Here is a 26,204-nt window from a genome sequence, read left to right as displayed (position 1 = left end):
GGTGTCGGAACGTGTTGCGTCTCGGACGTACTGACGGGAACGGGCGAGCCGTACCCGATCTCAGTAGCGGCCGAAGGCGAGCGCCACGTTGTGCCCACCGAAGCCGAACGAGTTGTTGATCGCGTAGTCGATCTGGCCGAAGCGGGGTTCGCCGTGGACCACATCGATGTCGCACTCCGGATCCTGGTTCTCCAGGTTCAGGGTCGGCGGGATGACGCCTTCCTCGACGCTCTTGACCGTGAGGACCGACTCGAGCGCACCCACCGCACCGATCGAGTGTCCGAGAGCGGACTTCGGCGCGTACACCGCGGCATGCTGGCCGATGGCGGCGATGATGCCGGCCGCCTCTGCCGTGTCGCCGATCGGGGTCGACGTCGCATGTGCGTTGATGTGGGTGATGTCGGACTTCTGCAGACCGGCGGTCTGCAGGGCACGGGTCATGGCGCGGGCGTTGCCCTGGCCGCTCGGATCCGGTGCCACCAGGTGGAAGCCGTCCGAGGTGATGCCGGCGCCCAGCAGACGTGCGTGGATGTGCGCACCGCGTGCCCGGGCATGCTCCTCGCGCTCGAGGATCATCATGGCCGAGCCCTCGCCGAAGACGAAGCCGTCGCGGTCCTTGTCGAACGGACGCGAGGCGGCCTTCGGGTCGTCGTTGCGGGTGCTCATCGCGCGCATCATCGAGAACGCGGCGATCGGCACGGCGTCGATGTGGCCCTCGACGCCACCGGTGACGACCATGTCGGCGTCACCCATGACGATGTGGCGCCACGCGTGGGCGATCGCCTCGGCGCCCGACGAGCAGGCCGAGACCGGGGTGATGACGCCGGCGCGTGCACCGACGTTGAGGCCGACGACCGCGGCGGGCCCGTTGGGCATGGCCATCGAGACGGCGAGCGGCGAGACCTTGCGGTAGTTGCCGGTGGTCTCCATGGCCTGGACGGCGTCGACCATCGCGTCGGCGCCACCCTGGCCGGTGCCGATGACCACGGCCAGCCGGTCCTTGTCGACCTCCGGTTCACCGGCCTGGGCCCACAGGCGCTTGCTCATTACATGAGCGATGCGCTCGACGTAGGCCATGCGGCGTGCCTCGACTCGACTGACCTCGGTGGCCGGGTCCTGGACCAGGCGACCGCCGATGCGCACCGGCAGGTTGTACTTCGTGATGAAGTCGTCGGTCAGCTCGCGGATGCCCGACTCACCCGCAAGCAGGTTCTTCCACGTCGAGTCGAGATCCTCGCCGAGCGAGGTGGTCGCCACCATCGAGGTGACGACCACGCTCGGGAAGTTCCCACCCAGCGTCGAGTAATCGCGGAGGGAGGGGGAGCTCATCAGTTCTGGTCTGCCTCGACCTGGGCCTTGATGGCTGCAGCAGCCTCGGGGTTCTCGGCCTCGAGCTTCTGGATGTAGGCGACGGCGTCACCGACGGTGCGCAGGCCGGCCAGATCCTCGTCCGGGATCTTCACGCCGTACTTGTCCTCGGTCTGGACGGCGATCTCGACCATCGACAGCGAGTCGATGTCCAGGTCGTCGACGAACGACTTCTCGAGGGTCACCTCGGACGGCTCGATGCCGGTGACTTCCTCGATGATCTCCGCGATGCCGGCAATGAGTTGTTCCTGGGTGGCAGCCACTGTGTGGTTCCCTTTCGTTTTTCGAATGATGAGAAATTTCCGGAGCGCAGCGGACCGAGAGCGGCCGCGCGCTTGGACACACCGGCGCGCGAGACGGCTGGTGTTCCGGGGGTCGCGGACCTATCCGCGACCGCTATCCAAGTTCGTTGATCTTCTCGATGTCGCCGGGCTCCTTGAGGGCCAGCGACGGGGTGCCCTTGAGCTCGCGCTTGGCGATTCCGACGAGGGTCCCCGCCGGGGGCAGCTCCACCACGGCGGTGGCGCCGTGTTCGCGCAGGTACGCCGAGCACAGATCCCAGCGGACCGGCTTGGTCACCTGGCCCACCAGCTTGGTCAGTGCATCGGCGCCGTCCGTGACGGGCAGGCCGTCGGAGTTCGACAACAGCGTGCGGTCCGGGTCTGCCGGGGTGATCTTCGCGGCGGCCGCGGCGACGGCGTCCTGGGCCGGGGCCATGAAGTGCGTGTGGAACGCGCCGGCGACCGCGAGCTTGCGGATGCGTGCCTTCTCCGGCGGGTTCGCGATGAGCTCGTCGATCTTGTCGACGGCACCGGCCGCGACGATCTGGCCGACGGCGTTGCGGTTGGCCGGGACGAGATCGAGCTCTTCCAGACGCGCGAGCACCGCTGCCTCGTCGCCGCCGAGGACCGCGGCCATCGTGGTGGGTTCGATCGCGCAGGCCTTGGCCATCTCCGCGCCGCGGATCGCGGCGAGGGTGACGGCCTCGTCGGCCGAGATGACGCCGGTGATCGCCGCGGCGGCGAGCTCGCCGACCGAATGACCGGCGACGACTGCGTCCGCGGGCAGATCGCCGTTTCGCTTGCGGACCTCGTCGAAGGCGAGCAGGGCGGAGACGACGACCAGCGGCTGCGTGACGGCGGTGTCGGTGATCTCCTCCGCGGTGGCCGTGGTGCCGAGGCGTTCGAGGTCCAGCTGGGTGAGCTTGGACCACGTCGCGATCTGGTCACGGGCACCGGGCAGATCGAGCCACGGCGTCAGCATTCCGGGTGTCTGGGATCCCTGGCCGGGAGCAAGCAACGAAAGCACGTGACCAGAGAACACCGTTTCGGCCTCCGATGTGGGTGTAGAGAACCATGAACCTTCAGAGGCCCTTTTGTAGGGTTCCCACAAAAAAGACCGTACTGGCACCCCCTTCGTAATCGGTCCGAGATTCGTTACAGAACCGTGTCATCGCGCCGTCTAACAGGCAAAACAACGAATCGGACATGTGGCGGGTGTGACTCATGTTGCAGAAGTTGTCGTTTTGTGCCGTAAGTGTGTCAAACGCCCAACCGTCATGGCGATCCGCAGAACGTAGGCGTCGCGCGGGTTCGTCGGATCCCGGCCTGTGATTTCCGCAATTTTCTTCAGTCTGTAGCGGACGGTATTTGGATGGATGTACAGAACGCGGGCGCAGGACTCGACCGAGCCGCCCGAGTCCAGATACGCCTCGATGGTCGTGGTGAGGGTGGGGCCGCCCTCCGAGAGCGGCACGACGAGCGATTCGACCAGCGCGGCCATCGCGGATTCGTCTCCGTTGAGTGCCCGTTCGGGTAACAGTTCGAGGCTGTGGACCGGGCGCGGCGCGTTCGGCCAGCCCGCCACCGCCTCGATCGCGGCCATGGCCTCGGCGGCGCTCGTATGTGCGCTCCCGAGGTTCGGCATCGTCGGGCCGATGACGACCGGGCCCTCGGCGAAGTGCTCGAGGAGCGCGGCGATGAAGGCTTCCGTGGGGCGGATCGGGCCGCTGACGATCGCGACCAGTAACGAGCCCTGGACCACCGACAGCGCCGATCGGTCGTATTGGCGGGCGGTGTTGTGGATGGCCAGCGGCACCGAGACGTTCTGTTCGGGCGGCGGGGTGCCGACGAAGACGGTGGCCGGCGCGTCGGAATCCCAGTTCAGCGCCGCGGCGCGGGACAGCAGCTGTGGTCCGGTGTCGCCACGGACCACGGCGTCGACGACCAGCGCCTCGAGCCGGGAGTCCCAGGCGCCGCGGGACTCGGCGGCCGACGCGTAGATCGCCGCCGCGGCGAACCCGATCTCGCGGCCGTAGCGCAGGACCGCCTCGGTGAGCGCCCGTAGCTGCTCGTCGTTGCGGGCGAGCAGCGGCAGCCACTTCTCGAAGAACTCCATGGCCACGCGGACCATCTCCACCGTCTGCAGCAGCGAGATCCGTCGCGCCAGGTCCTGCGGGACCACCTGGAACGCCTGGACGGTGAACTTGACGTTGCCCTCGGGGTCCTGGATCCACTCGACGAAGTTCACCACCGCGGTCTGCACGACCAGTTGCACGCTGGCGCGTTGCGCGGCATCGAGATCCCCGAAGTACGGCAGCTGCTCCTGCATGGAGTGGACCGCCTCGGTGGCCAGGCGCCCGCTGTACTGCTTGACCCGCCGGAGCAGGGTGTCGGGCAGCGCGTCGTGCACGGTGGCGGGGGCCGGGACATGCGCCCCCCGCTCACCGAACACGTCAGCCGGTGGGGTCTTGGGCTGATTCACGCGCGCGTCGGACACGACCTCAATCTAGTCCCCGTCGTGTCCGACGCGGCGTGATCGATCAGGCCACGCCGGGATCGCTGGTCTGCTCCGGGGCCGCCGCGACGTCGTCGACCCGGTACTTCTTGGCCGCCTGGTCGGCCACCGACAGGTCGATGTGGCCGTCGCGGGCGAGCGTGAGCAGCACCGCGACGACGATCGACTCGGCGTCGACGTTGAAGAACCTGCGGGCGGCCGGGCGGGTGTCGGAGAAGCCGAACCCGTCGGTGCCCAGGGTCAGGTACGTGCCGGGCAGGTAGGCGCGGATCTGTTCCTGGACCCCGCGCATGTAGTCGCTGACGCCGACGAACGGTCCGGCGGCATCGGTGAGGAGCTCGGTCAGGTACGGCGTGGACGAGGCGCCGCCCGGATCGCGGACGGCCGCCCGGTCGGCGCGGATGCCGTCGCGGGCGAGCTCGCTCCACGAGGTGATCGAGTAGACGTTCGCGCCCACGTTCCACTCCTGCGCCAGGAGCTCCTGTGCGCGCAGCGCGTCGGGCATCGTCACACCCGAGACCAGGATGTTCGCCGGGAACTGCATGCCCTCCGGCGCGGCCTTGTACAGGTAGCCGCCCTTGACGATGCCCTTCGGGTCGAGGCCCTCCGGCATCGGCGGCTGATGGTAGGGCTCGTTGTAGACGGTGAGGTAGTAGAAGACGTCCTCCGGATCCTCTCCGTACATCCGTCGCAGGCCGTCGTCGACGATGTGGGCGAGCTCGTAGGCGAACGCCGGGTCGTAAGCGACGACCGCCGGATTGGTGGCCGCGAGCAACGGGGAATGGCCGTCGGCGTGCTGCAGGCCCTCACCGGTGAGCGTGGTGCGTCCGGCGGTGGCGCCGACGACGAAACCGCGGGCCATCTGGTCGGCGGCGGCCCAGAAGCTGTCGCCGGTGCGCTGGAAGCCGAACATCGAATAGAAGATGTACAGCGGGATCATCGGCTCGTCGTGCGTCGAGTACGAGGTGCCGACCGCGGCGAAGCTCGCCGCCGAACCCGCCTCGTTGATGCCCTCGTGCAGGATCTGGCCGTCGACGGCCTCCTTGTAGGCGAGCATCAGATCGGCGTCGACCGACGTGTACAGCTGTCCGTTGCGGTTGTAGATCTTCAGCGTCGGGAACCACGAGTCCATGCCGAAGGTGCGGGCCTCGTCAGGGATGATCGGCACGATCCGCTTGCCGATCTCCTTGTCGCGCAACAGATCCTTGAAGATGCGCACCAGTGCCATGGTGGTCGCGACCTGCTGCTTGCCCGACCCCTTCGCGGTGGTCTTGATCGCCGAGGAGGTGTCCGGCCGCAACACCTTGGTGGTGGCGGTGCGCCGGCTCGGCAGGAAGCCGCCGAGCGTCTTGCGGCGGTCGAGCATGTACTCGATCTCCGGGGCGTCCTTGCCGGGGTGGTAGTACGGCGGCAGGTACGGGTCCTTCTCGAGTTCCGCGTCGCTGATGGGGATGCGGGTGCTGTCGCGGAAGGCCTTGAGGTCCTCGAGGGTCAGCTTCTTCATCTGGTGGGTCGCGTTGCGTCCCTCGAAGTGCTTGCCGAGCGTGTAGCCCTTGATCGTGTGCGCGAGGATGACCGTCGGCTGTCCCTTGTGGGCCATCGCGGCGGCGTAGGCGGCGTAGATCTTGCGGTAGTCGTGACCGCCGCGCTTGAGGTTCCAGATCTCCTCGTCGGTGAGGTTCTTGACGAGTTCCTTGGTGCGCGGGTCGCGATTGAAGAAGTGCTCGCGGACGAAGGCGCCGTCGTTGGCCTTGTAGGTCTGGAAGTCGCCGTCGGGCGTGGTGTTCATCAGGTTCACCAGGGCGCCGTCGCGGTCGGCGTGGAACAACGCATCCCACTCGCGACCCCAGATCACCTTGATGACGTTCCAGCCGGCACCGCGGAAGAACGACTCCAGCTCCTGGATGATCTTGCCGTTGCCGCGGACCGGCCCGTCGAGACGCTGCAGGTTGCAGTTGACGACGAAGGTGAGGTTGTCGAGGCCCTCGGTCGCGGCGAAGCTGGCGAACGCGCGCGACTCCGGCTCGTCCATCTCGCCGTCGCCGAGGAAGGCCCAGACGTGCTGGTCGGAGGTGTCCTTGATGCCGCGGTCGTGCAGGTAGTGGTTGAAGCGCGCCTGGTAGATCGCGTTCATCGGGCCGAGGCCCATCGAGACGGTGGGGAACTCCCAGAAGTCGGGCATCAGGCGCGGGTGCGGGTACGACGGCAGGCCGCCGCCCATGCCGGCGTGGCTGCGTTCCTGGCGGAAGCCGTCGAGCCGGGCCTCGTCGATGCGGCCCTCGAGGAAGGCCCGGGCGTAGATGCCGGGGGACGCGTGGCCCTGGATGAAGATGTGGTCGCCGCCGCCGGAATGGTTCTTGCCGCGGAAGAAGTGGTTGAAGCCCACCTCGTACAGCGACGCCGACGAGGCGTAGGTCGAGATGTGGCCGCCCACACCGACTCCCGGCCGCTGTGCACGGTGGACCATGATCGCGGCGTTCCACCGGATCATCTGACGGAAGCGCCGCTCGACCTCCTCGTCACCGGGGAACCACGGCTCGGCCTCGGTGGGGATGGTGTTGACGTAGTCGGTCGATGTGAGCGCGGGGATCGACACTCGTTTCTCGGCGGCGCGCTCGAGCATCCGCAGCAGCAGATAGCGCGCGCGACCCGGGCCGGCGTTCTCGAGGAGGGCGTCGAAGGAGTCCAGCCATTCGGTGGTCTCCTCGGGGTCGATGTCGGGTAGATACGACGCGACGCCCTCGCGGATGACGCGGACGCGCTGTCCGCTCGTCGTGGCGCGGGGGAACGAGGTGGCGGAGTCGGCGTGTTCGCTGGGAATGGTGTCCTGCGGCGCACGGTCCATCTGGTCGGTCACGGTTATGCCTACTCCCTCTGACAGGCCGGACCCGGGGTGGTGGTCCGGCTGCATGGTGTACGACACCGCAACTCCTTTGTCGTGCGGTGTCACTCCACATCGTGCCCCATGTGAGTTCTGTTGGCACCGGGTACATCTCTGTAAGCTGACCCGACCGCGACGCCTGTCGCGGCGTCCGCTCGGGGCTACTGACGAGTAGGGGGATCATGCTGGGCACATGGGAGGTCTCGCCCGGCCGAGAGGGACATCGGGGGGCTCGCACGCGCGTGACGATCGGCATCGCATTCGGGGGGATGGTGCTGGCGGCGTGTTCGTCCACGGTCTCCGGTTCCGGCTCGCCGGCGCCGGGAGAGGTGGCCGCCTACCGGTCGGAGTTGTCGGCCTCGGCCGCTGCGGCCGTCCGCGCCGAGGGCGTCGAACTGTGCCGGGAATCGATGTCGTCGATGGTCGTGATGGTGCGCGGGTACAACGCCTTCGTCGACCGCCTCAACGCCACGCACTCGTATCCGGCGGTGGGGGATCTCGACGAGAAGGCGCGCGCGAGCCTGATCGCCGGCGCAGACCAGATCCGGCCGAAGATCACCGAGACCGCGCCGCGCGATGTCGCCACACCGGCGCGCACCTTCCTGGAGACGACCGCGCGGCTGGAGAACGCGATCCGCAGGCAGCAGCGCACCGAACTCAACCCGGTGGCCGGGCAGTGGACGCGCGACAAGCAGCGACTGCTCGAGGCGTGCGCCGCCTACACGCCGTTGCCGGCCGCCTCGTCGGCCACACCGCGGTCGCAGGCGCCGAACCGGCCCCCGGGCACGAGCGCGCCCGTGCCGACGACCGCGGGGCGCTGAGCCGCCGCGGGTGCGTCGATCGCAGCGCGGATTCGGGGCGGGGAAACGCCCGAAATCCCTGACGTGGGTCGCCTCGTAATGTGAGGCTTTAGGCTGTTGCCTATGCTGACAGGCGAGTTGGCGTCCGGTGACGGACACGACGACGCACCAACCGGCGACGAACCCAACGTCCCATCACCCTCAGGAGGTCACGCGCGGTGGTAGCCGCCACAGACGGTACCGGCAGCAATGCCCAGAAACTGGGCCTGAAGGCCGGATTGGTCGTGCAGGAACTCGGCTGGGATGAGGACACCGACGACGATCTCCGGGCTGACATCGAGGACGCGATCGACGGCGAGATGCTCGACGAGGACGCCGACGACGTCATCGACGTGGTCGTCCTCTGGTGGCGCGACGGGGACGGCGACCTCGTGGACGCGCTGATGGACGCCATCGGCCCGCTCGCCGAGGACGGTTACATCTGGGTTCTCTCGCCGAAGACCGGCCGCCCCGGATATGTCGACCCGAGCGAGATCGCCGAGGCCGCCCCGACCGCAGGTCTGACCCAGACCTCGGCGATCAGCCTCGGAGACTGGTCGGCGGCACGACTCGTGCAGCCCAAGGCGCGCGCGGGCAAGAAGGCATGAGCGATGCCGTGCCCGCAGGCCCGCTGAAGGTCGGCGACCGCGCCCCTGACTTCGAGTTGCGGGACCAGAACAACCAGCTCGTCTCCCTGTCGTCGCTGCGCGCCGATCGCAACGTGCTCGTTGTGTTCTACCCGCTCGCCTTCACCGGCACCTGCCAGGGCGAGCTGGGCTACATCCGCGACCAGCAGCCGCAGTTCTTCAACGACGACGTCACCACCGTGACGATCTCCGTCGGGCCGTCGCCCACGCACAAGGTGTGGGCGTCGGCTCAGGGGTTCCTGTTCCCGCTGCTGTCGGACTTCTGGCCGCACGGAGAGGTCGCCCGGGCCTACGGGGTGTTCAACGAGGAGCGCGGCTACGCCAACCGCGGCACCTTCCTGGTGAACCGCGAGGGGACCATCGTCTTCGCCGACATGGTCGGCCCGGGTGAGATGCGCGGTGCCGACGTGTGGGACAAGGCGCTCGGTTCGATCGGCTGATCCGTAGCTCGAGACGCGGTGCGCGCGGGTCGGGGCAGTGAAACATGCCGGGCCACCCGAAGGTGGCCCGGCACTCGCATCCCCGGGGTCAGTTTCCGGTCAGCTTGTCCTTGATGTTCGAAGCGGCGTCCTTGACCTTCTCGGCACCGTCTTTGACAGCTGCCGAGAGTTGGTCGCCCTTGCCCTCGTTCTTCAGTTGGTCGTCGCCGGTGACGTCGCCTGCGGCTTCCTTGGCCTTGCCGGTGAGGTCCTCGGTCTTGTTGTTGATCTTGTCGCTGAATCCCATTTTCTTCTCTCCTTCTCTTGACTTTGTTCGGTCGTTGTCCGTAGCGGTCATTTCTCGAGGTGGATGAATCCCTGCACATGGACGTCCGATTCGCCCAGTGCGGCGACGATCGAGTCCGTCGCCCGATCGACCGGGCCACAGATCTCGGCATAGGTCCGATTCGGCCGTGCAGTGACGACCACCCGGATGATTCTGCGGGCGCGGTCGTCGATGGCCTTGGCGGACACCTTCTGGAACAGGGGGTTGCCCTCGAGTTCGTCGGCCACGGCCGAAGCGATCAGTTTCGGCGCTATCGTGAGCGTTCCGGCCTCGTCCGAGCCCGCCAGCCGGACGTCGTCAACCGCGCGAGGTGCAATGTTGGTGGACAGCAACAGCACTCCCCAACCCAGCGCGATGACCGTCGTGGCGATCAGCACCCAGATCCACCATTGCTGCTCAACCGCCCGCGAGAAAGCGGTTTGGTCGACTCGGTCGATCCATTCGTCAACGGGGTGCGCCCCCATGCGCCACGCGATGGCGCCGCCGCCAACGGCGATCATGGCGAGTGCGACGATCATCACGGTCACACGGTGTAAGACCGCGGGCAGTCGGTTCATCCGATCCTCCTGGAGTCTCGAAGTCGAAGTCGGACCACGACTCGGGGCGGTGACTCGAGGACCGAGACGACGTCGGTGAGGGTCGCGGCTATCCGCTCGCGGTCCGCGACCGCGGAACGCCCATGGACGGTGGACTTCACTTTGCGACGCGTGACGATCGTGTCGGCGTCGTAGACACCGGGCAGTTCAGCCACTGCGGCACTGCACTGCCGGGCGACATCCCCGGCGCGGGTCCACAGGTGCGGGGTGGCCAGCGGCAGGTGTGATCGTCGTCGCGGTTTGATCGCGACCCACAACAACAGCAGTCCGATGCCGACGAGACCCATGGCCGCGGGCCACATCCAGTCCTGCCAGGAGAGGTCGGCGATCCATTCGGCTGCCGAGATCGACCATTCGCGACCGTTCAGCCAGTCCGCCCGCACCGCGACGTCGCGGATCGCCGTCGCGCACAGTGCGATGAGCGCGACGCCCACCATGGCCCCGGCGACGGCCGATCCGGGATGCCCGGCGGGAGTGAAGACGCGCTCGGTGGGCTCGGCGCCGTCCCGGCCGGATTCGGTCGATGTCACGATGCCACCTCGCTTTCGGTCATCGGTTCCGCTGGCGTCGCCGGGAGATCGATGAACCCGCTCTTGCGGCGTTGCACCTCGTCTCGGGGTAGCAGTTGGCGGACGGTGACATCCACTCGTACAGGCCTTGTGCCGGTGAGTCTTTCGACCTCGTCGGCGACATGGTCGCGCGATCGACGACTCACATCGGCGACCGCGCAAGGCCATTCGAGGGCGATCTCCAGCGAGATCCGACGTGCCGAACCCGATGACCGCAGGGTTGCGCGGGGGAGGTCGGAGCCGATGGCCGACCGCCCCGCCGTCGAACCGAGCAATGATCCGACGGTGCCCTGACGTCGTGTGACATCTGGGATGTCGAGGACCGCGCGCGCGGCGATCTGTTCGACGACGCGGTCCTCGATCGTGAGGGTGCCGGCGGGCTCGGCGGAGGCCGTCATCTCAGCCACGTCCCCTGCTCCGGAGCAGGGCACCCAGGTCCACGGTGCCGTCGCGGTTGAGTCCGAGGAGCAAACCGACCGCACCGAACGCCAGAGCCGCCAGCAATCCACTGATGCCACCGGCGATCAGGGCAAGTGCGAGGAACAGTCCGACGAACATCCCGATGAGCGCGTTGTTCACGGGGCGTCACCTTCTTTCGGTGTTAGGCGTGGGATCTGTGGTGATGTCTTCCACGATCACCGTGAATGTGCGACCTGCGAGTTGCTCGGCGGTGTCACGCACAGTTGCCGCGACGGACCGCAGATCGTGGGTCAGGTCGGCAACGATGTGGATCTCGCCCGCCTCGTCGTCGAGGGCGATCCCGGCGACCCGGCGACCGGGCAGGTAAGTGGCGACCTCGCCGAGAAGACCGCCGTGGAGTCCGGTCACGCCGGGCACGGCGAGAACGGCCTCGGCCACTTCGTCGACGAGCTCACGCTTTGGTTGGTGGTCGGGGCGCGCGTCGGGAAGGTCTGCGGGCGTCACTGGACCCGGGGCGCGTCATTGACCTGCTGGTCATCGTCGCCGAACGCGATGTCGTGGACGGTGACGTTGACCTCGGTCACCTCCAGGCCGGTCATCTGCTCGATCGCGGTGATCACATTCCGACGGATGGCGGCGGCCAGCTGGTGGATCGCGACGCCGTACTCGGCGACGATCGAGACGTCCACGGCGGCCTGACGCTCGCCGACCTCGACCTCGATGCCCTGGGTGGTGCTCACCGAGGTGCCGGGCAGGACGTCGCGCACCTTGCCGACAACGCGTTCGGTAGTGCCGCCGAGGTCGTGAACGCCATCGATCTCCCGGGCCGCGATGCCGGCGACCTTGGCGACGACGATGTCGGCGATCGAGGTGCGTCCGCGGTCACCCGAGCTGTCCCGCCGTGCGAGGGCCCGACCGGTGGTCGCGTCGGTGGCGGAGTCCGTGCTCGGTGCGTCCTTGGTCGAGATGTTTTCGTTGGCCGGTGCGGTGGAGTTGGCAGGCATGTCGATCTCCTTCGGTCGTGTTTCTGCTGCACGGACCACGCCGATGCGCTATCGCAAGGGTCGCGTGCGTCCGTCTGTAAGGTCAGTCGGTAGGGACGGGGGGAGTTGCACGCATGACTTTGGGTGATTCGGCTCACAGCCGGTCGCTCGATCTCGGGGAACTCGGCGATGACGAACTCGCCGGGGCCGCCGCAGTCGGCGACATGGAGGCATTCGGGGTACTGATCCGAAGGGTGACCCCGGCACTGGCGGGTTACCTACGACGAATGGTGGGCGACGCCCAGACGGCCGAGGATCTCACTCAGGAAACACTGCTCTACGCATGGAAGGGGCTGCCGGACTTCGCGTTCCGAAGTAGCTTCCGGACGTGGGTGTTCTCGATCGCACACCGCAGGGCGGTCGACCACCACCGTCGGCGTAGGGATGTGCCGTTCGAACACGAACACTTTGCCGAACTCGAGGCAACGGGTCCGATCCCTTCGGACGAAGCCGAGCGGCAGGAGTTGATCGACGCGCTTCGTGCCGAACTCGACCACCTGCCGACGACCTCGCGGGCGGCGTGGTGGTTGAAAGAAGTGGAGGGGCTGACACTCGTGGAGATCTCCCAGGTCCTGCGGATCAGCACGGGCTCGGTCCGCGGCCACCTGCAGCGGAGTCGAAAGTTCCTGCATACCCGCCTGTCTCCGTGGGATCCTGGTGGACGCACACCGACACAGAGCATCGACGAGCGGGGAGGAGAGGTTCATGCCTGAGTCGTATGATCTGACCGACGCCTGGCTCGTCGAGGCCGCCCGTCAGCTCGCCGAACCGCAGAACGACATCGAGCGGCTGATCGCGTCGATCTCCGCCGGACTCAACAGGATTCGGCGGTCCGCACGTGCGCTGGCCACCGACGATCAGCGCATCAAGATCAGCGACGCGATCATCAAGCAACTGATCGCAATCCGGACTCGGCGCGGGCTCGGGCGCCTGGTGGTGTTCGTCTCGGTCGACGGCGTCGGGGATGCGGTCACCGGACTCCGGGTGGGGCTCGTCGCGCGCTACGCTGACGATCTCATCGAGCTGTCGGATCGGGTTCGCGACATCGTGGACGACATTCTCGTCGACACGATCGGGGTCGACGCCAGTGCCGAGGCGCGTCGGAACATCGCGGTGCGATGGCAGGATGTCTACACCCGGGAATGGCTGGGTGGCTGACGCTGCAGGTTGGTGCGCGCAAAGGGATTCGAACCCCTGACCGCTGGTGTGTAAGACCAGAGCTCTACCGCTGAGCTATACGCGCGTGGAGCGTCGTCGGCGACACTCGCGACAACGAATCTAGCGGGTCGACGGCGATCGCCCAAAACCGCTCCCTCTCACGTCGCGACGCGGCCGGAGGCTGCGGCGACACGGCCCGGACTCGGCCGGATGCGGCACCTGGACCCGCATACCGGCACCAGACGCCCCAGAAGAGTTCACGCGAAGATCGGCGGCAGGGCGAGCACCATGATGGCGCCCCAGATGACGTGGGTGATCGCCGGTGCGAGGACCCCGGCGGTGCTACGGCGCAGGATCGCGCAGACGGTGCCGAGGATGGCGCCGGCGAAACCGAGCATCACGTTGCCGCTGGCCATGGTCACCAGCACGTAGATCACCGTCGACACCAGCACCGGGTTGTGGGGCCGGGCGGCGGAGTAGACCGAGCCGCGGAAGAACAACTCCTCGGCGAGGCCGTTGACGAGGGTGATCGCGGTGACGACGGCCAGGCTGCCGTAGTCGGCGAACGCGAGCACCTGGTTCGCGAGGTCGCTGACGCCGGGGATCATGCGGGCCACCAGCGCGCCGACCACGAAGGCCCCGCCCACCGCGAGGCCGGTCACCACGCCGAGTCCGGCCGCGCCGAGACGGTCGGGAGACCGGGTGGCGACCGGGCTGTAGGAGCCCAGCCTCAGCGGGCCGGAGGCGAAGGCGCCCACGGTCCACACGACGGCCATGCCGATGGTCAGCGGGTAGAACGCCGCGTCGCCGGGTGCCACCCGCAGCGAGACGGCGAGCATCACCGCGCCGATGACCAGGAACAGGCCGACGATCCAGCGACGCCGGACCGAGTCGGCCCCCGGGTCGGGGTCGCGGTCCCTGGCTATCGAGTTGTACAGGTCGCGCGCCAGTGTCGTCACCAGCACTCATCACCACCTAGGTCGGGGTCGCCACGCGGGGCGAGCGGTCGAGGCGTAGGGGCCGTGAATCGTTCATCCACGGCTGGGCAGGAGTGTTCCGGCGATCCGCGCCGACATCCGCAGCGTGCCACCGATCGTCTCGCCGATGGCGCGCTTCGCGCGGAGGAGATCGCCGCCGGCCCACGCGGGGTCGGTGACGGCGAGATGGTGCAGGTCGTCGAGATCGCACACCGGACGCGGGGACGGGGAGTGGACCGACGCCCGCACCGCGTCGCGCATCGGGGTCAGGCCGCCCTCCGGCGGCGGGATAAGATCCCGAATCCTGTGCTCGGAGGCCGTCATCGGATGGTTGAGCGACGTCACCAGCTCCTCGGTGAGCGACGACGGCACCGGGACGAACCGGCCGCCGAGACGCCCGGCCAGACGCGTGCTGACGCCGTAGACCGGCAGACGCAGCCGGGGGAAGCGGACCGCGGAGATGTACTCGTGCAGGATCGAGATGTAGCGGGCGTGATCGGGGCCGGAGATGTCGTATTCGCCCGGCGGCAGCGATGATTCGCACGACGCGACCAGATAGTGGATCGCGTCGCGGATGGAGATCGGGTCCATCTCGTTGACGATCCATGCCGGCTCGGGGATCACCGGCAGGCGATCGGCCATGTACCTGATGATCTCGAACGACGTCGAACCGGCGCCGATGATCACCGCGGCCCGCAGCCACACCAGTTCCGGCCCGTCCTCGACGGTCAGGCCCTCGGCGACGTCGGCACGGCTCTGCAGGTGCGACGACAGCTCGTCGTCGGCCGGGACGAAGCCGCCGAGATAGATGATGCGGCCGACGCCGGCGTCACGTGCGGCCTCGGCGACGTTGCGGGCGGCGTCGCGGTCGCCGTTGGCGAAGTCGGCCTGGCCGATGCCGTGGACGAGGTAGTAGACCGCGTCGATCGCTCCCGCCTCGGCCATCGCTCGCTTCACCGACGACGCGTCGTCGGCGTCCATCGCCACCTTCGTCACCCTCGACGACCAGCTGAACCGGTCGAGTCGTCGTGGGTCTCGCGAGGTCACGACGACGTCGTGGCCCTTCTTCAGAAGTGCGCACACCAGCCGGGAACCCACGTACCCGGTTGCCCCCGTGATCAGTAGCCTCATCCCTCCGACCGTAGAGAAGAATCCCGGGTCGGGTCGTCTGCGCAGGTCAGCGGTCAGATCGTGCGGTGATCGCGCGCCGGTACCGCGCGGCGATCCGAGCGTGGTACTCGGCGACGGCGGCGAGTTCGTCGCGCAGTTCTTCGGGTTCGAGGACGGTGAAATCGGCGTCGAACAGATACAACCAACGGGCGATGGTGGCGAACGACGAGCCGTGGACGGCGACGACACAGCCGGCCTCGCCGGATTCCGTGTCGCCGGTTTCGAGGGTTCCCCAGGACTCGTGGACCATCGGTGCGATCTCGTCGAGCGGGGCGTGGACGCGGATGCGAGCGGCGGCTCGCTGGTGCACTGCGCCCAGTCCGCGCGCGACGAACGCCGCGGCACCGCCCGCCGGGAGTTCCCGCGGGGTGAACCGCGGCCCGGTGGGGGTCCGCGGTTCCATCCGATCGACGCGGAAGGACCGCCAGTCGTCGCGGCCGATGTCGAAACCGACCAGATACCACCGGTTTCCGTTGCGCACCAGGCGATACGGCTCGATCTCGCGCCGGCTCTCGTCGCCGTCGTCGCGGCGGTAGTCGAACCGCAGCCGCTCGTGCCGATGGCAGGCGGTGGCGATCTCGGTGAGGCGCTCGGCGGAGACAGCGGTGGCCGGTGCCTCTCGGGGAACGGCCTCGATGCGCAGTGCGTCGAGGCGATGCCGCAACCGGGACGGCATGACCTGCCGCAGCTTGGCGAGAGCGCCCGCCGAGGCCTCGGCCATGTCGGCGACCGGACCGGTGGTCACCGCGTCGAGGCCGAGCGCGACGGCGAGGACCTCCTGGTCGTCGAGCAGCAGGGGCGGCATCTCCGCGCCGGCGCCGAGCCGGTACCCGCCGCGCACGCCGACGTCGGCTTCTATCGGATAGCCGAGGTCACGCAGCTTCCCGACGTCGCGGCGGACCGTGCGGGTGGTGATCTCGAGGCGGTCGGCGAGCTCCCTGCCCGACCACTCGCGACGTTGCTGCAGCAACGACAGGAGCGCGAGCAACCGGGCGGAGGTCTCCAACATGAGGCCATCGTGCCGCAGAACGAGGACGGTTTCTGTCCTTGTCCGCGGTTCTGTGCGAGTTCAGCAGGTGATGTAGGATGTCGGGTCCGACGTGGTGTCGAGCCACTTGCCGTAGGCGTCGCCGCCGATCCGGTTGCGGAGGGTGCAGATGTCGCCGAGCGTCGGCCCGGCCACGTAGTACACCGCGTAGATCGGGTTGCTCTCGTCGCTGCGCTGTCGCAACGACGGGCAGGACTGGTCGGTGCGGAGATAGCTCGCGCCGGGGAAGCGGTCGAGGAACGCCTGCACCTCCGCTGGGTACGCGCCCGGCGAGGTCGCGTTGCCGACCACGACGATGCCGGTGCCGTCGCACGGCGGCCGCGTGATCGGGACGGACAATCCGAGGTCGCCGGGACCGCGCCCCGACGGCGCCTGCGTCGTGGGGGCGGGTGCCCGGGTGGCGGGCGGCGGCGCGGGAACCGGCGTCGTGGTCTGCACCGGCGGCGGCACGGGAGCGGGGGGTGTGGCGGTCTGGACGGGGGTCGACGACGAACCGGCGGCAGTCGTCGCCTCCTCGTCGTCGGAGGTCAGGATGGCCCAGCCGAGGACACCGACGCAGACCATCAGGACGACGATGGTGGCGACCGCGATCGGGATGGCCGGTGAGCGTCGGCGCGGGGGAGCGGGCGGTTGCCACCCCGCCGCGGCGATCGTCGGATCCCACTGCGGACCGGAGGGGCCGATCGCCTGGGGACCGGTGGGCACAGGAGACGCCATCGGCCGCGTGCCGCCCGGCGGCACGACCGTGGGTGGTTCCGGGACCGGCGGGGCGGCCGTCGGCGCGGCGGGCGCGATGGCGGGAGGCCCGTGAAGAGGGTCGGCGCGCAGCGCCGCCTCGGCCTCGGCGACGAGCGTCCCGGCGGACGGCGGCCGCTCCGCCGGGTCCTTGGCCATCCCCCGCGCGATCACATCGTCGACGGCCGCCCCGAGGCGCGGGGGAGGCGCCGTGAGGTGAGCCGTGATGAGGCGTTCGATCGTGGTGGCCGACGCGAACGGGGGCACGCCGGAGAGACACTCGAACAGCACGCAGCCCAGGGCGTAGATGTCGGCGGGTGCCCCGACCGTGCCCGAGCCGAACCGTTCCGGCGCCATGTAGCCGAACGACCCGATCGCGGTGCCGGTGCTGGTGAGACGGGTGTCCGTATCCGCTTGCGCGAGGCCGAAATCCACCAGGTACGCGAAGTCCCGGTCGTCGACGAGGATGTTGTCGGGCTTCACGTCCCGGTGGCAGAGCCCGCTGCGATGGGCGGCGTCGAGGGCGTCGGCGATCTGCCCGACGATCTTCAGGGCACGCTCGGCGGGCAGCGGCCCGGTGTCGGCGAGCAGGGTGCGCAGGTCCCGACCGTCGACCAGTCGCATGTCGATGAACAGCCGGCCGCCGATCTCGCCCCAGTCGTGGATCGGGATGACATGGGGGTCGTTCAGTTGCGCGGCGACCCTCGATTCGCGCAGGAACCGGTCACGGGCGGCGGGATCGCCGGCGATCGCCGGGCTGAGGAGCTTCAGGGCGACGACCCGGCCCTTGCACGTGTCGGTGGCGCGGTAGACCTCGCCCATCCCGCCGCGGCCGATGAGCTCGTCGATCGAGTAGGGGCCGAGGCGCGTGCCGCTGAGGTCGAAATCTGACACGCCCCTCAATCTAGGTCTTCCTCCGGTGATCGGCGGCGCAACCACGCGACGGCGGTCCCGGGTTCATCCGAACGTGTCACGACCCCGCGCCGATGTGTCGCGCGAGCGGTCCCGGCGGGTACGGGTCCCCGCGAGAATGGGTTATCTGACCAATGGTGGCCTGCGTCACACCCGACCTAGTGTCGGCCCATGACCGATTCATTCGCATACCTGACAGCAGTCGAACTCGCACAACGGATCTCGTCGAGGGAGGTGTCTCCGACCGAGGTCGCCGAAGCCGCGGTGGCCCGCGTCGACGCGGTGAACCCGTCGGTCAACGCGATCATCGACTTCGATCGCGAGCAGGTGCTCGCCGACGCGGCCGCGCTCACCGACCAGGTGGCCAAGGGCGAGCCGCTCGGTCCCTTGCACGGGGTGCCGTTCACCATCAAGGACCTCACCGCGGTCAAGGGCAGGCCCCTGACCTTCGGCATGGTGCCGCTCAAGGACAACATCGCCGAGGCCGACGCGGTCGTGGTGTCGCGGCTGAAGGCCGCCGGTGGCCTGTTCCTCGGCAAGACGAACACCCCGGAGAGCGGCTACTACGGCAACACCGACAACCACCTGTTCGGCCCGACGCACAACCCATGGAAGCCCGGGCACAGCGCAGGCGGCTCGAGCGGTGGTGCCGCGGCCGCAGTGGCCGCCGGTCTCGGTCCGCTCGCCGAGGGCAGCGACGGCGCGGGTTCGGTGCGCATTCCCGCCTCGCTCTGCGGTGTGGTCGGGCTGAAGCCGTCGACCGGCCGTATCCCGCAGACGATCCTCGGCGGCCGCTACTACCACTGGGCCTACCACGGGCCGATCACCCGCACCGTCGAGGACAACGCGCTGATGCTGTCGGTGATGGCCGGTCCGGACTCCGCCGATCCGCTGAGCCTGCCCGCCGCCGACACCGACTGGGTGGCCGAGACGCGCAAGGACGTGAAGGGCTGGAAGATCGCGTGGTCGCCGGACCTGGGGTTCGCCGTGGTCGATCCCGAGGTGCTCGCGATCTGCAAACAGGCCGTCGAGGTGTTCGAGGAGCTCGGCGCGACGGTGGAGGAGGCGACACCGGCCTGGGGGAACCCCGAGGAGGCGATGTGGAACGGGATCTGGGTCCCGGGCTTCGCCGCCGAGTACGACATGCTCGAGTGGGATCAGTGGAAGGGACAGGTCGACGACGAGCTCGTCGCGCTGTTGCGGGAGGCCGAGCGCCTGACCGGCGTCGACGTCGGACGTGCCGACGCGTTCCGCGGACAGATGTGGGACACCTTCAACCAGTTCATGGGGGAGTACGACCTGCTCATCACCCCGACCCTGGCGGAGGCGACCTTCCCGCTCGGCCAGTTCGCGCCGGAACGGCTGCAGGGTGAATCGCTGCGCTCGCAGTTGCTCGGCTGGCTGCTGACCTACCCCTTCAACATGATGACGACCCCGGCCATCTCCGTGCCGGCCGGCTTCACCTCGGACGGGCGTCCGGTCGGTCTGCAGATCGCAGGTCGCCTGCACGACGACGCGGCGGTGCTGCGCGCCGCGGCGAACCTCGAGCGCGTGCGTCCGTGGGCGCACGAGGTGCCCTCCCTCTGACGGCCACGGGCGGGGTCGGATGTCCCTGATCATCAGGAGGTTTTCCGAGACTTCCGGCCCCGCCCGCCACTAGGATCTGTCCATGGCGACGATGCTTCTGGAAGGGCTGCTCCCGGCCGTGACCGAGGGTGGTCCGGGCGACCGGATCGACGGCCTGACCCGTTTCGTGACCGGTCGTCTCGACGCCGCCGCCGCTGCCGTGACACGGGTCGATCCCGAGACGCAGCGCCACGTGGTGCTCTCGAGTTCCGGCTACGACGACCGGACGCTGGACTACCTGCTCACCGACTTCGTGCGTCGCGATCCCGGCATGGCGGTCGTGCAGTCTCATCCCGAGCGGGTGCTGACCTGGCGCGACGTCGAGTCGTACCGCTCGTCATACACGGTGAGATCCGTTCTGGCTCCTGCCGGTTTCGACGAGGGCTCCTCGGTCGCCCTGGTCGCGGGCACCGGCGAGGTGGTCGGGGCCATCCACGTGAGCGTGCGGCAGAGCGTCTTCCCGGACTGGCTGCGTGCGCTGCTCGCCGAGGTCCGCGGACTGACCGGCGGCCTCGTCGACCAGATCATGGAACAGCAGCGGATCGCGTTGACGCCGCGCGAACTCGACGTCCTCGCGCTGGTGGCCGACGGGATGTCCAACGCCGACATCGCCCAGCGCCTGTTCATCTCGCGGAGCACGGTCAACCGGCACGTCGAGCACATCCTCGACAAGCTCGGCACCTCCAGCCGGGTGAGCGCCGCCGTGCGGGCGACGCAACTCGGTCTCATCTGACCGGGCCGCAGCCGACCCGGCCGGATCCGCGACGTGCCGATCGACGGACGTTCGGAGCGCTAATGTTGTCCCGGTCCGGATCTCGCCGGGCGATGAGATCGCGAGGAGCACGCACATGCCGACAACGATCCTGCCGAAGGCCGAACTCACCGAGGCGCTCGTGGCCGAGTGGGCGACGATCGCCGAGGTCGCGGCCGGACTGGGCGACGAGCAGTGGTCGGCGCCCTCGGTGCTGCCGGGGTGGACCAACGCCGACGTCGTCGCGCACATCATCGGCACCGAGTCGATGCTCGACGGCCGCGACGTGGCGGCGTCGCCGACCATCAGCGCGCTCGAGCACGTGCGCAACCCGATCGGCGAGCTGAACGAGAAGTGGGTCGAGCACTTCCGCCCGAAGTCGAGGTCCGAGGTGCTGGCCGCACTCGACGAGATCGTCAGGGTGCGCACCGCGGCGCTGAACGCGATGTCGCAGAACGACTTCGAGGCCGAGGCGCTCACCCCCGCGGGCCCCGACACATACGGCCGCTTCATGCGCATTCGCGTCTTCGACTGCTGGATGCACGAGATCGACCTGCGCGATGCCACCGACGGCACGCTGCCGACCGATCCCGTCCCGGCCGCGTGGGCGCTCGACGAGATCACCGCGTCGCTGCCGTTCGTCGTCGGCAAGCGCGCCGGCGCGCCGAAGGGCAGCAAGGTCGTCTTCGACATCACCGGGCTGTCGCCGCGCGTGGTGCGGATCGCCGTCGCCGACCGCGCCGGTCTCGTCGAGGAGTTCGACGGCGGTGACGCGTCGGCCGACGTCCGGTTGCGCATCGACGCGGTCAACCTCGCGCGCTGCGCCGGCGGGCGCCGCGACGCCGATCCGTCGGCAGTGGAGGTCGACGGGGATTCGGCACTCGCACAGGCGATCCTGACGCGGATGAACTACGTCATCTAGTCGCTGATCCGGACCTTCTGGATCAGCAGGTTCTGGTTGGGCGGGCCCGATTGCGCGCCCGGGCGCGACGGGGTGAACCCGTCGGCGAGGATCGTGTCGAGCACCGCGAGTCCGGCGGTGTCCATGGTGCCGACGATCGAGTAGCTGAGCGGCAGGATGGTGTCTTTGGCGAGCATGAAGAACGTGGTCGAGCCGGTGGCGCCGCCGTCGTCGGGCAAATCGAGGATGGCGACGGTGCCGCGCGGGTAGACGACCGTGGGGACGCCCTTCTCGGTGCCGGTCGTGCGCAGGTTCGTCGGCAGCTCGTCGGGACTCGTCCAGCCGGGGTTGGTGCCTTCCTGGCCTGCCGACGAGCCGCAGATCAGGTATTTGTCCGACGCGCGGTGGCACTTGCTGCCGTCGTAGAAACCGGACTCGATGAGCGAGACCATCGCGCCGACGTTGCACGGGGCGTCGGCGCGGTCGAGGGTCATGCCGATCGTGCCCTGCGCGGCGATCGGGACCTCCACGTCGACGGTGCCGGTGTTCGGCTGCGCGGACGCGGGAGGCGGCACCTCCACCCCGCCGACCGCGGACCGGGACGGGTACGTGCACTCCACCGTGCCGGCGGGCATCGCCGTCGACGACGGCGCGGGCGGCCGCGGATCGTCGCCGGAGCCCGACAGCGCCACCACGACGCCCGTCACCGCGAGTGCGATCACCACCACGCCGGCGAGCACGGCGAACACGATGTTGCGATGCGTCTTCGTCCCCGCCGGGGTGGGGGCGGAGCCCCACTGTCCCCCCGGACCGGCGTGGGGTCCGGACAGGTGCGGGGGCACCGACGCATAGGGGTCCGCCTGTGCCGGCGCGGGGTACCGGGGTCCGCCGTGCGAGTGGGCGTGCGGTCCCGAGGTGTTCGGCACGGAGGGGTTGCCCTGCGCCGGATCGTGGCGGGGACCCGAGCCGTGGTGCGGCCCGGAGCCGTACGACGGCCCGGAGCCGTACGACGGCCCGGAGCCGTACGACGGCCCGGCCTGGGGACCGGACTGCGATCCGCGGGCGGGCGCGCCGGGCGGTGGCGTGACCGACGGCGGCGGGGTGTACGCCGGGGTGGTCGGGGGCAGGGGCCGGGGGCTGGCCACCCGGGTCTCCGGTGACGCAGGCCGCGGCGCCGGGCCCGCGGCCAGAGCGTCCTTGGCGGCCCGGATGAACTCGCGGGCGGAGTCGTACCGCTGTGCCGGGTCTTTCGCCAGTGCCCGTGCGAAGACCGGGTCGAGCGGGCCGCCGGTCTGTGGCGGCGCCTTGGTGAGGTGCGCCGTCATCAGCCCCTGATCGGTCCTGGCCGGGAACGGGGTCTGTCCGTGGATGCACTCGAACAGCACGCAGGCCAGCGCGTAGTCGTCCGACGACGGCCCGGCCGGCTGGTCGCCGAACCGTTCCGGCGCCATGTAGGCGAGCGTGCCGAGCGCGGTGCCGGTCTGGGTCAGGCGACTGTCGGTGGCGCCCTGCGCGATCCCGAAGTCGACGAGGTAGGCGAAGTCGTCGGCGTCGACCAGGACGTTGTCGGGTTTGATGTCGCGGTGCACCAGGCCGTCGCGGTGCGCGGCGTCGAGCGCGGAGGCCACCTGTCCGAGGATGTCGAGGGCACGCTCGGGGGCGAGCGTCCCGGACTCGAGAACCCTGCGCAGGTCGCGGCCGTCGACGAGTCTCATGTCGATGAACAGGACCCCGTCGATCTCGCCCCAGTCGTGGATCGGGATGACGTGGGGATCGGACAGTCGCGCCGCGGTCTTCGACTCGCGTTCGAAGCGCTCGCGGAAGTCCTTGTCGTGCACCAGGTGCGGAGGAAGCAGCTTCAGCGCGACGCGACGCTCCCGGACGGTGTCGTAGGCCTCGTACACCTCGCCCATGCCGCCGCGGCCCAGCAGTCTGTCGATGCGGTACGGGCCCAGCGTGGTGCCCGCTCTCGACGATGGCTCCGTCACGTGATCCTCGTTCCCTGGCAGCAGTCGACTCTGCAGCCCCCGGCGGCCGTCGTGACCACCCTAACGAGTGGAGTGCGGGGTTCGTGCACCGAGCACGCGGCACGCTCGTGCCCGGAGCGGGAGGACCCTAACGTGCGGCGGAGTCGGAGTCGGTGAGTTCGGGACCGCGCGCGAAGTCGCGGGCCTTGGCGCCGGCGAGGACCTGGGCGGGCAGCGGGTCGCTGAGTAGCGTCCGGACCAGGTGCGACGACGGTTCGAGCGGGGCGTCGCTGCCGACGATCACGATGTTGCCGGTGCGGCGCCCCTTGAACATCGCGGCGTCGGCGATGAGCATCAGGTTCTCGAAGACCGACGCCACGGTGGCCGCCTCGGCACGGGCTCCGGCGAGGTCGCGGCCGTCGCCGCAGTTGGCCAGGTACAGGCCTCCCGGCACCAGGACCTCCTTGACCGCGGCCGTGAACTCGCGGGTCGTGAGATGGGCCGGGGTGCGGTCGCCGCTGAACGCGTCGCGCACCACCACCTCCCGGGTGCCGGGTTGCAGCGAGGTGACCACCTCGCGGGCGTCGCCCACCCGGATGCGCAGCCTGGGGGCGCGGGGGAGGTCGAACCACTCCCGGACGAGCCGGGCGAGCTCGGCGTCGATCTCCACCGCGACCTGCCGCGCGTCGGGATACTCGTGGTCGAGGTAGCGGGCGAGCGCGCACGCCGCGCCGCCGAGATGAAGGACGCGGAGCCGGTCGGACCGGTCGTGGCGTTCGGCGATCACCGCGGCCATCTGTCGCAGGTACTCGAAGTCCAGGACCGTCGGGTCGTCGGGGTCGATGTGCGAGCTGTGCGCGCCGTTCACGGTCAGCAACCAGCCGCCGGCGAAGGGGTCGCGCGCGAGTTCGGCGACACCGGTGTCGATGTCGTACCGCCCGGGGGATGGTTCCGCGGATGACCTGGCCACGGGGGTCAAGTGTGGCACGGCCTCCGCACGGCCACGACGCGCGGTCGATACCATCGCGCGGTGCCCCGAGACAGGAAGCGACCACGAGACGCCGGGCGGCGCCGGACCGGGCGCGCGGTGGTTACCGCCATCGGCCTGGCGGCCGGGTATCTCCTCGACGAGGCGTTCGGCGACCCGTCCCGCGGGCATCCGGTGGCCGGCTTCGGCCGGTTCGCGGGTTTCCTCGAGGATCGGATGTACGCGGACTCCCGCGAGGCCGGTGCGCGTCTCGTCGCCGTCGCAGTGGGATCGGTCGTCGTCGGGTCGGCGACCCTGACCCCGCCTGGGTCGGTCGGCCGGGCCGCGGCCACCGCCGCGGCGACGTGGGTCGCGTTGGGCGGGACCTCGCTGTGCCGGGTCGGGGACGAGGTCGCCGACGCACTCGACGCAGGCGACGTCGACGCGGCCCGCGCTCTGGTCCCGAGCCTCTGCGGGCGGGACCCGAACTCACTCGACGAGGACGGGATCGCGCGCGCGGCCCTCGAATCCATCGCCGAGAACACCTCCGACGCCACCGTCGGCCCGCTCTTCTGGGGCGCCGTCGCAGGCGTTCCCGGGGTCCTCGCCTATCGCGCGGTCAACACGCTCGACGCCATGATCGGCTACCGCAACGAGCGCTATCGCGACTTCGGCTGGGCGGCGGCGCGACTCGACGATCTCGCCAACCACCTGCCCGCGCGACTCGCGGGCGCGGTGATCGTCGCGGCGTCGGGCCGGCCGCGCCGGACGCTCGACGCGTGGCGTCGGGACGCCTCGGCGCACCCGAGCCCCAACGCGGGCGTCGTCGAGGCCTCCTTCGCCGGGGCGCTCGGCGTGCAGCTCGGGGGGCGGACCGTCTACCCGCACGGCGTCGAGATGCGTCCGGCGCTGGGGCGGGGGCCCGCGCCGCGCCCGGCCGATCTGCGTGCCGCGGTCGAGTTGTCGCGGCGGGTGCAGCGGACAACGGCGGCGGTGTGCGTCGCCGGGTGCCTGGCACGGGCCGTTCTCAGCCGCCGTAGCGCCGGCTGAGCTTGTCGCTCGCCGACTCCTCGCTCGTCGGACCCTGCCCGATCTGGCCCACCTGACGGGTGACCGACGCTCCGGCGGCCGCGCGCAGTTCCTCACGCATGCGGCGCTTGCGTTCGGCCCGGGACTCCGGGGCGCCCTTCGTCGGCGTGGGGGTCCGAACGACGGCGGCGGCCGCGTGGGCCTCGTCGGGCGACTCGGCGCCCGCGGTCTGCTCGGCGGTACCGCCGCTGCGGGGTTCCGAGGACTCCGGTGCGGACGCCTCCGCGGCCCGGCGTCGCGCCTTGATCTCCGCCCAGAGGAAGTAGCCCACGCCCAGCGGCGCCATGATGCCGAATGCGAGCCACTGCAGCCCGTAGGAGAGGTAGGGGCCGCTGTCGAGGTGGGGCAGTTCGATCTCGCCGAGCGCGCCCGGCTGGTCCTTCGACAACTGCAGGTAGAACTCGTCGAGCTTCGTGCCGGTGGCACCGCCGACCAGGCCCGGGTTGATCGACGGGACGGTGAGCACGCCGTCCTGATCGCCTGCGCCGCGGTCATTGCTGACGCTCTCGGCCGCGCGGATGCGTCCGGCGATCGTCACCTCGCCGGCGGGCGGCGGAGGGATGTCGGGCACCGCGCCCTCGGTGGGACGCACGAAGCCCCGGTTCACCAGGACCACGCGATCGGAACCACTCACCGCGAACGGGGTGAGCACCTCGATGGCCGGGCGCTCCTTGACGTTGCGCAGCCGGACCAGGGCCTGCCGGTCCTCCAGGTAGCGACCGGTCACCGAGACCTCACGCCACTCGGTCTCCGGGTCGAAGGCAGACCCCGGGGCGACGTCGTCGATCGGCGCCGTCTCCAGCGAGGTGGCCGTGCGGATCAGGTCGTTGCGGCGCTCGGTGTCGGTGTTCTTGCCGAGCTGCCACGGCGCGAGGAGCGTGAAGCAGGCCACTGCGAACGCCACGACCACGATCCCGAGGGCGATCCACCCAGGTCGGAGGATTGTTCGCAGTACGTGCACGATGCCCAGGTTACCGAT

Annotated in this window: 28 protein-coding genes and 1 tRNA gene; 9 read left to right on the top strand and 20 right to left on the bottom strand. The window is 69.6% G+C overall.

The window, feature by feature from the left end:
* Nucleotides 1–60: 60 nt before the first annotated feature.
* The 5 genes from E1P53_RS06705 to aceE all read right to left on the bottom strand — a co-directional run bounded on the left by E1P53_RS06705 (nucleotide 61) and on the right by aceE (nucleotide 7,075).
* Complete coding sequence (locus E1P53_RS06705; protein WP_006902386.1) at nucleotides 61–1,329, bottom strand: KasA/KasB family beta-ketoacyl-ACP synthase; 1,269 nt, start codon at nucleotides 1,327–1,329, stop codon at nucleotides 61–63.
* On the bottom strand, nucleotides 1,329–1,631 hold the full coding sequence (gene acpM, locus E1P53_RS06700; protein ID WP_006902387.1) for a meromycolate extension acyl carrier protein AcpM: 303 nt from the start codon (nucleotides 1,629–1,631) through the stop codon (nucleotides 1,329–1,331). The genes E1P53_RS06705 and acpM overlap by 1 nt, the downstream gene beginning before the upstream one ends.
* Before the next feature lie 133 nt (nucleotides 1,632–1,764).
* Nucleotides 1,765–2,676, bottom strand: coding sequence for an ACP S-malonyltransferase (locus E1P53_RS06695; RefSeq protein WP_040527555.1), 912 nt, complete (start codon nucleotides 2,674–2,676; stop codon nucleotides 1,765–1,767).
* Nucleotides 2,677–2,871: 195 nt separating this feature from the next.
* Entirely contained in the window at nucleotides 2,872–4,146 is a 1,275-nt protein-coding gene (locus tag E1P53_RS06690) for a PucR family transcriptional regulator (protein WP_109237299.1), read from the bottom strand.
* 43 nt (nucleotides 4,147–4,189) lie between these two features.
* Complete coding sequence (aceE, locus tag E1P53_RS06685; RefSeq protein WP_210755661.1) at nucleotides 4,190–7,075, bottom strand: pyruvate dehydrogenase (acetyl-transferring), homodimeric type; 2,886 nt, start codon at nucleotides 7,073–7,075, stop codon at nucleotides 4,190–4,192.
* Nucleotides 7,076–7,227: 152 nt separating this feature from the next.
* Between aceE and E1P53_RS06680 the strand changes: the two genes are divergently transcribed.
* The 3 genes from E1P53_RS06680 (at nucleotide 7,228) to E1P53_RS06670 (ending at nucleotide 8,971) form a co-directional block, all read left to right on the top strand.
* Nucleotides 7,228–7,866, top strand: coding sequence for an Rv2240c family protein (locus E1P53_RS06680; RefSeq protein ID WP_131733781.1), 639 nt, complete (start codon nucleotides 7,228–7,230; stop codon nucleotides 7,864–7,866).
* A gap of 197 nt (nucleotides 7,867–8,063) precedes the next feature.
* The gene (locus E1P53_RS06675; RefSeq protein WP_006902394.1) at nucleotides 8,064–8,492 is read left to right on the top strand and encodes a DUF3052 domain-containing protein; all 429 of its coding nucleotides are present in this window, start codon (nucleotides 8,064–8,066) and stop codon (nucleotides 8,490–8,492) included.
* A complete protein-coding gene (locus E1P53_RS06670; protein ID WP_109237296.1) occupies nucleotides 8,489–8,971 on the top strand; it encodes a peroxiredoxin in 483 nt (160 codons plus the stop codon). Before E1P53_RS06675 ends, E1P53_RS06670 begins: the two co-directional genes overlap by 4 nt.
* A gap of 88 nt (nucleotides 8,972–9,059) precedes the next feature.
* Here the strand turns inward: E1P53_RS06670 and E1P53_RS06665 are convergent, their stop codons facing one another.
* From E1P53_RS06665 to E1P53_RS06635, 7 genes are read right to left on the bottom strand one after another with little or no spacing between them, the layout of a single operon-like run.
* Nucleotides 9,060–9,257, bottom strand: coding sequence for a CsbD family protein (locus E1P53_RS06665; protein WP_131733780.1), 198 nt, complete (start codon nucleotides 9,255–9,257; stop codon nucleotides 9,060–9,062).
* A gap of 47 nt (nucleotides 9,258–9,304) precedes the next feature.
* On the bottom strand, nucleotides 9,305–9,814 hold the full coding sequence (locus E1P53_RS06660; protein ID WP_230823430.1) for an Asp23/Gls24 family envelope stress response protein: 510 nt from the start codon (nucleotides 9,812–9,814) through the stop codon (nucleotides 9,305–9,307).
* A gap of 35 nt (nucleotides 9,815–9,849) precedes the next feature.
* Nucleotides 9,850–10,422 (bottom strand): DUF6286 domain-containing protein, encoded by a 573-nt coding sequence (locus E1P53_RS06655; RefSeq protein ID WP_230823304.1) that lies wholly within the window; start codon nucleotides 10,420–10,422, stop codon nucleotides 9,850–9,852.
* Nucleotides 10,419–10,859 carry an Asp23/Gls24 family envelope stress response protein gene (locus tag E1P53_RS06650; RefSeq protein ID WP_131733849.1) on the bottom strand — a complete coding sequence of 147 codons (441 nt, stop codon included), beginning with the start codon at nucleotides 10,857–10,859 and terminating at the stop codon, nucleotides 10,419–10,421. The genes E1P53_RS06655 and E1P53_RS06650 overlap by 4 nt, the downstream gene beginning before the upstream one ends.
* 1 nt (nucleotide 10,860) lies before the next feature.
* On the bottom strand, nucleotides 10,861–11,040 hold the full coding sequence (locus E1P53_RS06645; RefSeq protein ID WP_131733778.1) for a DUF2273 domain-containing protein: 180 nt from the start codon (nucleotides 11,038–11,040) through the stop codon (nucleotides 10,861–10,863).
* A gap of 6 nt (nucleotides 11,041–11,046) precedes the next feature.
* The gene (locus E1P53_RS06640; RefSeq protein ID WP_131733777.1) at nucleotides 11,047–11,385 is read right to left on the bottom strand and encodes an Asp23/Gls24 family envelope stress response protein; all 339 of its coding nucleotides are present in this window, start codon (nucleotides 11,383–11,385) and stop codon (nucleotides 11,047–11,049) included.
* On the bottom strand, nucleotides 11,382–11,885 hold the full coding sequence (locus E1P53_RS06635; RefSeq protein ID WP_131733776.1) for an Asp23/Gls24 family envelope stress response protein: 504 nt from the start codon (nucleotides 11,883–11,885) through the stop codon (nucleotides 11,382–11,384). Before E1P53_RS06635 ends, E1P53_RS06640 begins: the two co-directional genes overlap by 4 nt.
* 113 nt (nucleotides 11,886–11,998) lie before the next feature.
* On the opposite strand from E1P53_RS06635, the gene E1P53_RS06630 reads away from it, so the two are divergent.
* A complete protein-coding gene (locus tag E1P53_RS06630) occupies nucleotides 11,999–12,637 on the top strand; it encodes an RNA polymerase sigma factor (RefSeq protein ID WP_131733775.1) in 639 nt (212 codons plus the stop codon).
* Nucleotides 12,630–13,082, top strand: a complete 453-nt coding sequence (locus E1P53_RS06625; protein WP_131733774.1) for a hypothetical protein — start codon at nucleotides 12,630–12,632, stop codon at nucleotides 13,080–13,082. Before E1P53_RS06630 ends, E1P53_RS06625 begins: the two co-directional genes overlap by 8 nt.
* Nucleotides 13,083–13,092: 10 nt before the next feature.
* On the opposite strand, the gene E1P53_RS06620 is transcribed toward E1P53_RS06625, so the two are convergent.
* From E1P53_RS06620 to E1P53_RS06600, 5 genes are all read right to left on the bottom strand, one after another.
* Nucleotides 13,093–13,167, bottom strand: a tRNA-Val gene (locus E1P53_RS06620).
* Between the two features lie 172 nt (nucleotides 13,168–13,339).
* Complete coding sequence (locus E1P53_RS06615; protein ID WP_131733773.1) at nucleotides 13,340–14,047, bottom strand: CPBP family intramembrane glutamic endopeptidase; 708 nt, start codon at nucleotides 14,045–14,047, stop codon at nucleotides 13,340–13,342.
* A gap of 66 nt (nucleotides 14,048–14,113) precedes the next feature.
* The gene (locus E1P53_RS06610) at nucleotides 14,114–15,190 is read right to left on the bottom strand and encodes an NAD(P)H-binding protein (RefSeq protein ID WP_131733772.1); all 1,077 of its coding nucleotides are present in this window, start codon (nucleotides 15,188–15,190) and stop codon (nucleotides 14,114–14,116) included.
* Between the two features lie 46 nt (nucleotides 15,191–15,236).
* The gene (locus E1P53_RS06605; RefSeq protein ID WP_131733771.1) at nucleotides 15,237–16,238 is read right to left on the bottom strand and encodes a helix-turn-helix transcriptional regulator; all 1,002 of its coding nucleotides are present in this window, start codon (nucleotides 16,236–16,238) and stop codon (nucleotides 15,237–15,239) included.
* Between the two features lie 60 nt (nucleotides 16,239–16,298).
* Nucleotides 16,299–17,906, bottom strand: coding sequence for a serine/threonine-protein kinase (locus E1P53_RS06600; RefSeq protein WP_131733770.1), 1,608 nt, complete (start codon nucleotides 17,904–17,906; stop codon nucleotides 16,299–16,301).
* 189 nt (nucleotides 17,907–18,095) lie between these two features.
* On the opposite strand from E1P53_RS06600, the gene E1P53_RS06595 reads away from it, so the two are divergent.
* The 3 genes from E1P53_RS06595 (at nucleotide 18,096) to E1P53_RS06585 (ending at nucleotide 21,223) form a co-directional block, all read left to right on the top strand.
* Nucleotides 18,096–19,511 carry an amidase gene (locus E1P53_RS06595; protein ID WP_131733769.1) on the top strand — a complete coding sequence of 472 codons (1,416 nt, stop codon included), beginning with the start codon at nucleotides 18,096–18,098 and terminating at the stop codon, nucleotides 19,509–19,511.
* Between the two features lie 82 nt (nucleotides 19,512–19,593).
* The gene (locus tag E1P53_RS06590) at nucleotides 19,594–20,283 is read left to right on the top strand and encodes a helix-turn-helix transcriptional regulator (protein ID WP_006900709.1); all 690 of its coding nucleotides are present in this window, start codon (nucleotides 19,594–19,596) and stop codon (nucleotides 20,281–20,283) included.
* Between the two features lie 115 nt (nucleotides 20,284–20,398).
* On the top strand, nucleotides 20,399–21,223 hold the full coding sequence (locus E1P53_RS06585; protein ID WP_131733768.1) for a maleylpyruvate isomerase family mycothiol-dependent enzyme: 825 nt from the start codon (nucleotides 20,399–20,401) through the stop codon (nucleotides 21,221–21,223).
* Here E1P53_RS06585 and E1P53_RS06580 read toward each other — a convergent pair.
* A complete protein-coding gene (locus tag E1P53_RS06580) occupies nucleotides 21,220–23,190 on the bottom strand; it encodes a protein kinase domain-containing protein (protein WP_131733767.1) in 1,971 nt (656 codons plus the stop codon). The two genes, E1P53_RS06585 and E1P53_RS06580, sit on opposite strands and share 4 nt — an antisense overlap.
* 127 nt (nucleotides 23,191–23,317) lie before the next feature.
* On the bottom strand, nucleotides 23,318–24,139 hold the full coding sequence (locus E1P53_RS06575) for a spermidine synthase (protein ID WP_040526840.1): 822 nt from the start codon (nucleotides 24,137–24,139) through the stop codon (nucleotides 23,318–23,320).
* A gap of 117 nt (nucleotides 24,140–24,256) precedes the next feature.
* On the opposite strand from E1P53_RS06575, the gene E1P53_RS06570 reads away from it, so the two are divergent.
* Nucleotides 24,257–25,186, top strand: coding sequence for a cobalamin biosynthesis protein (locus E1P53_RS06570; RefSeq protein ID WP_006900705.1), 930 nt, complete (start codon nucleotides 24,257–24,259; stop codon nucleotides 25,184–25,186).
* On the opposite strand, the gene E1P53_RS06565 is transcribed toward E1P53_RS06570, so the two are convergent.
* Nucleotides 25,164–26,186 carry an SURF1 family cytochrome oxidase biogenesis protein gene (locus E1P53_RS06565; protein ID WP_181954808.1) on the bottom strand — a complete coding sequence of 341 codons (1,023 nt, stop codon included), beginning with the start codon at nucleotides 26,184–26,186 and terminating at the stop codon, nucleotides 25,164–25,166. The genes E1P53_RS06570 and E1P53_RS06565 overlap by 23 nt on opposite strands.
* Nucleotides 26,187–26,204: the final 18 nt, after the last annotated feature.

The organism is Gordonia paraffinivorans (genome assembly GCF_900683595.1).
GTDB classification, from domain to species: Bacteria; Actinomycetota; Actinomycetes; order Mycobacteriales; family Mycobacteriaceae; genus Gordonia; species Gordonia paraffinivorans.
This window is presented reverse-complemented; position numbering and strand designations above follow the sequence as displayed.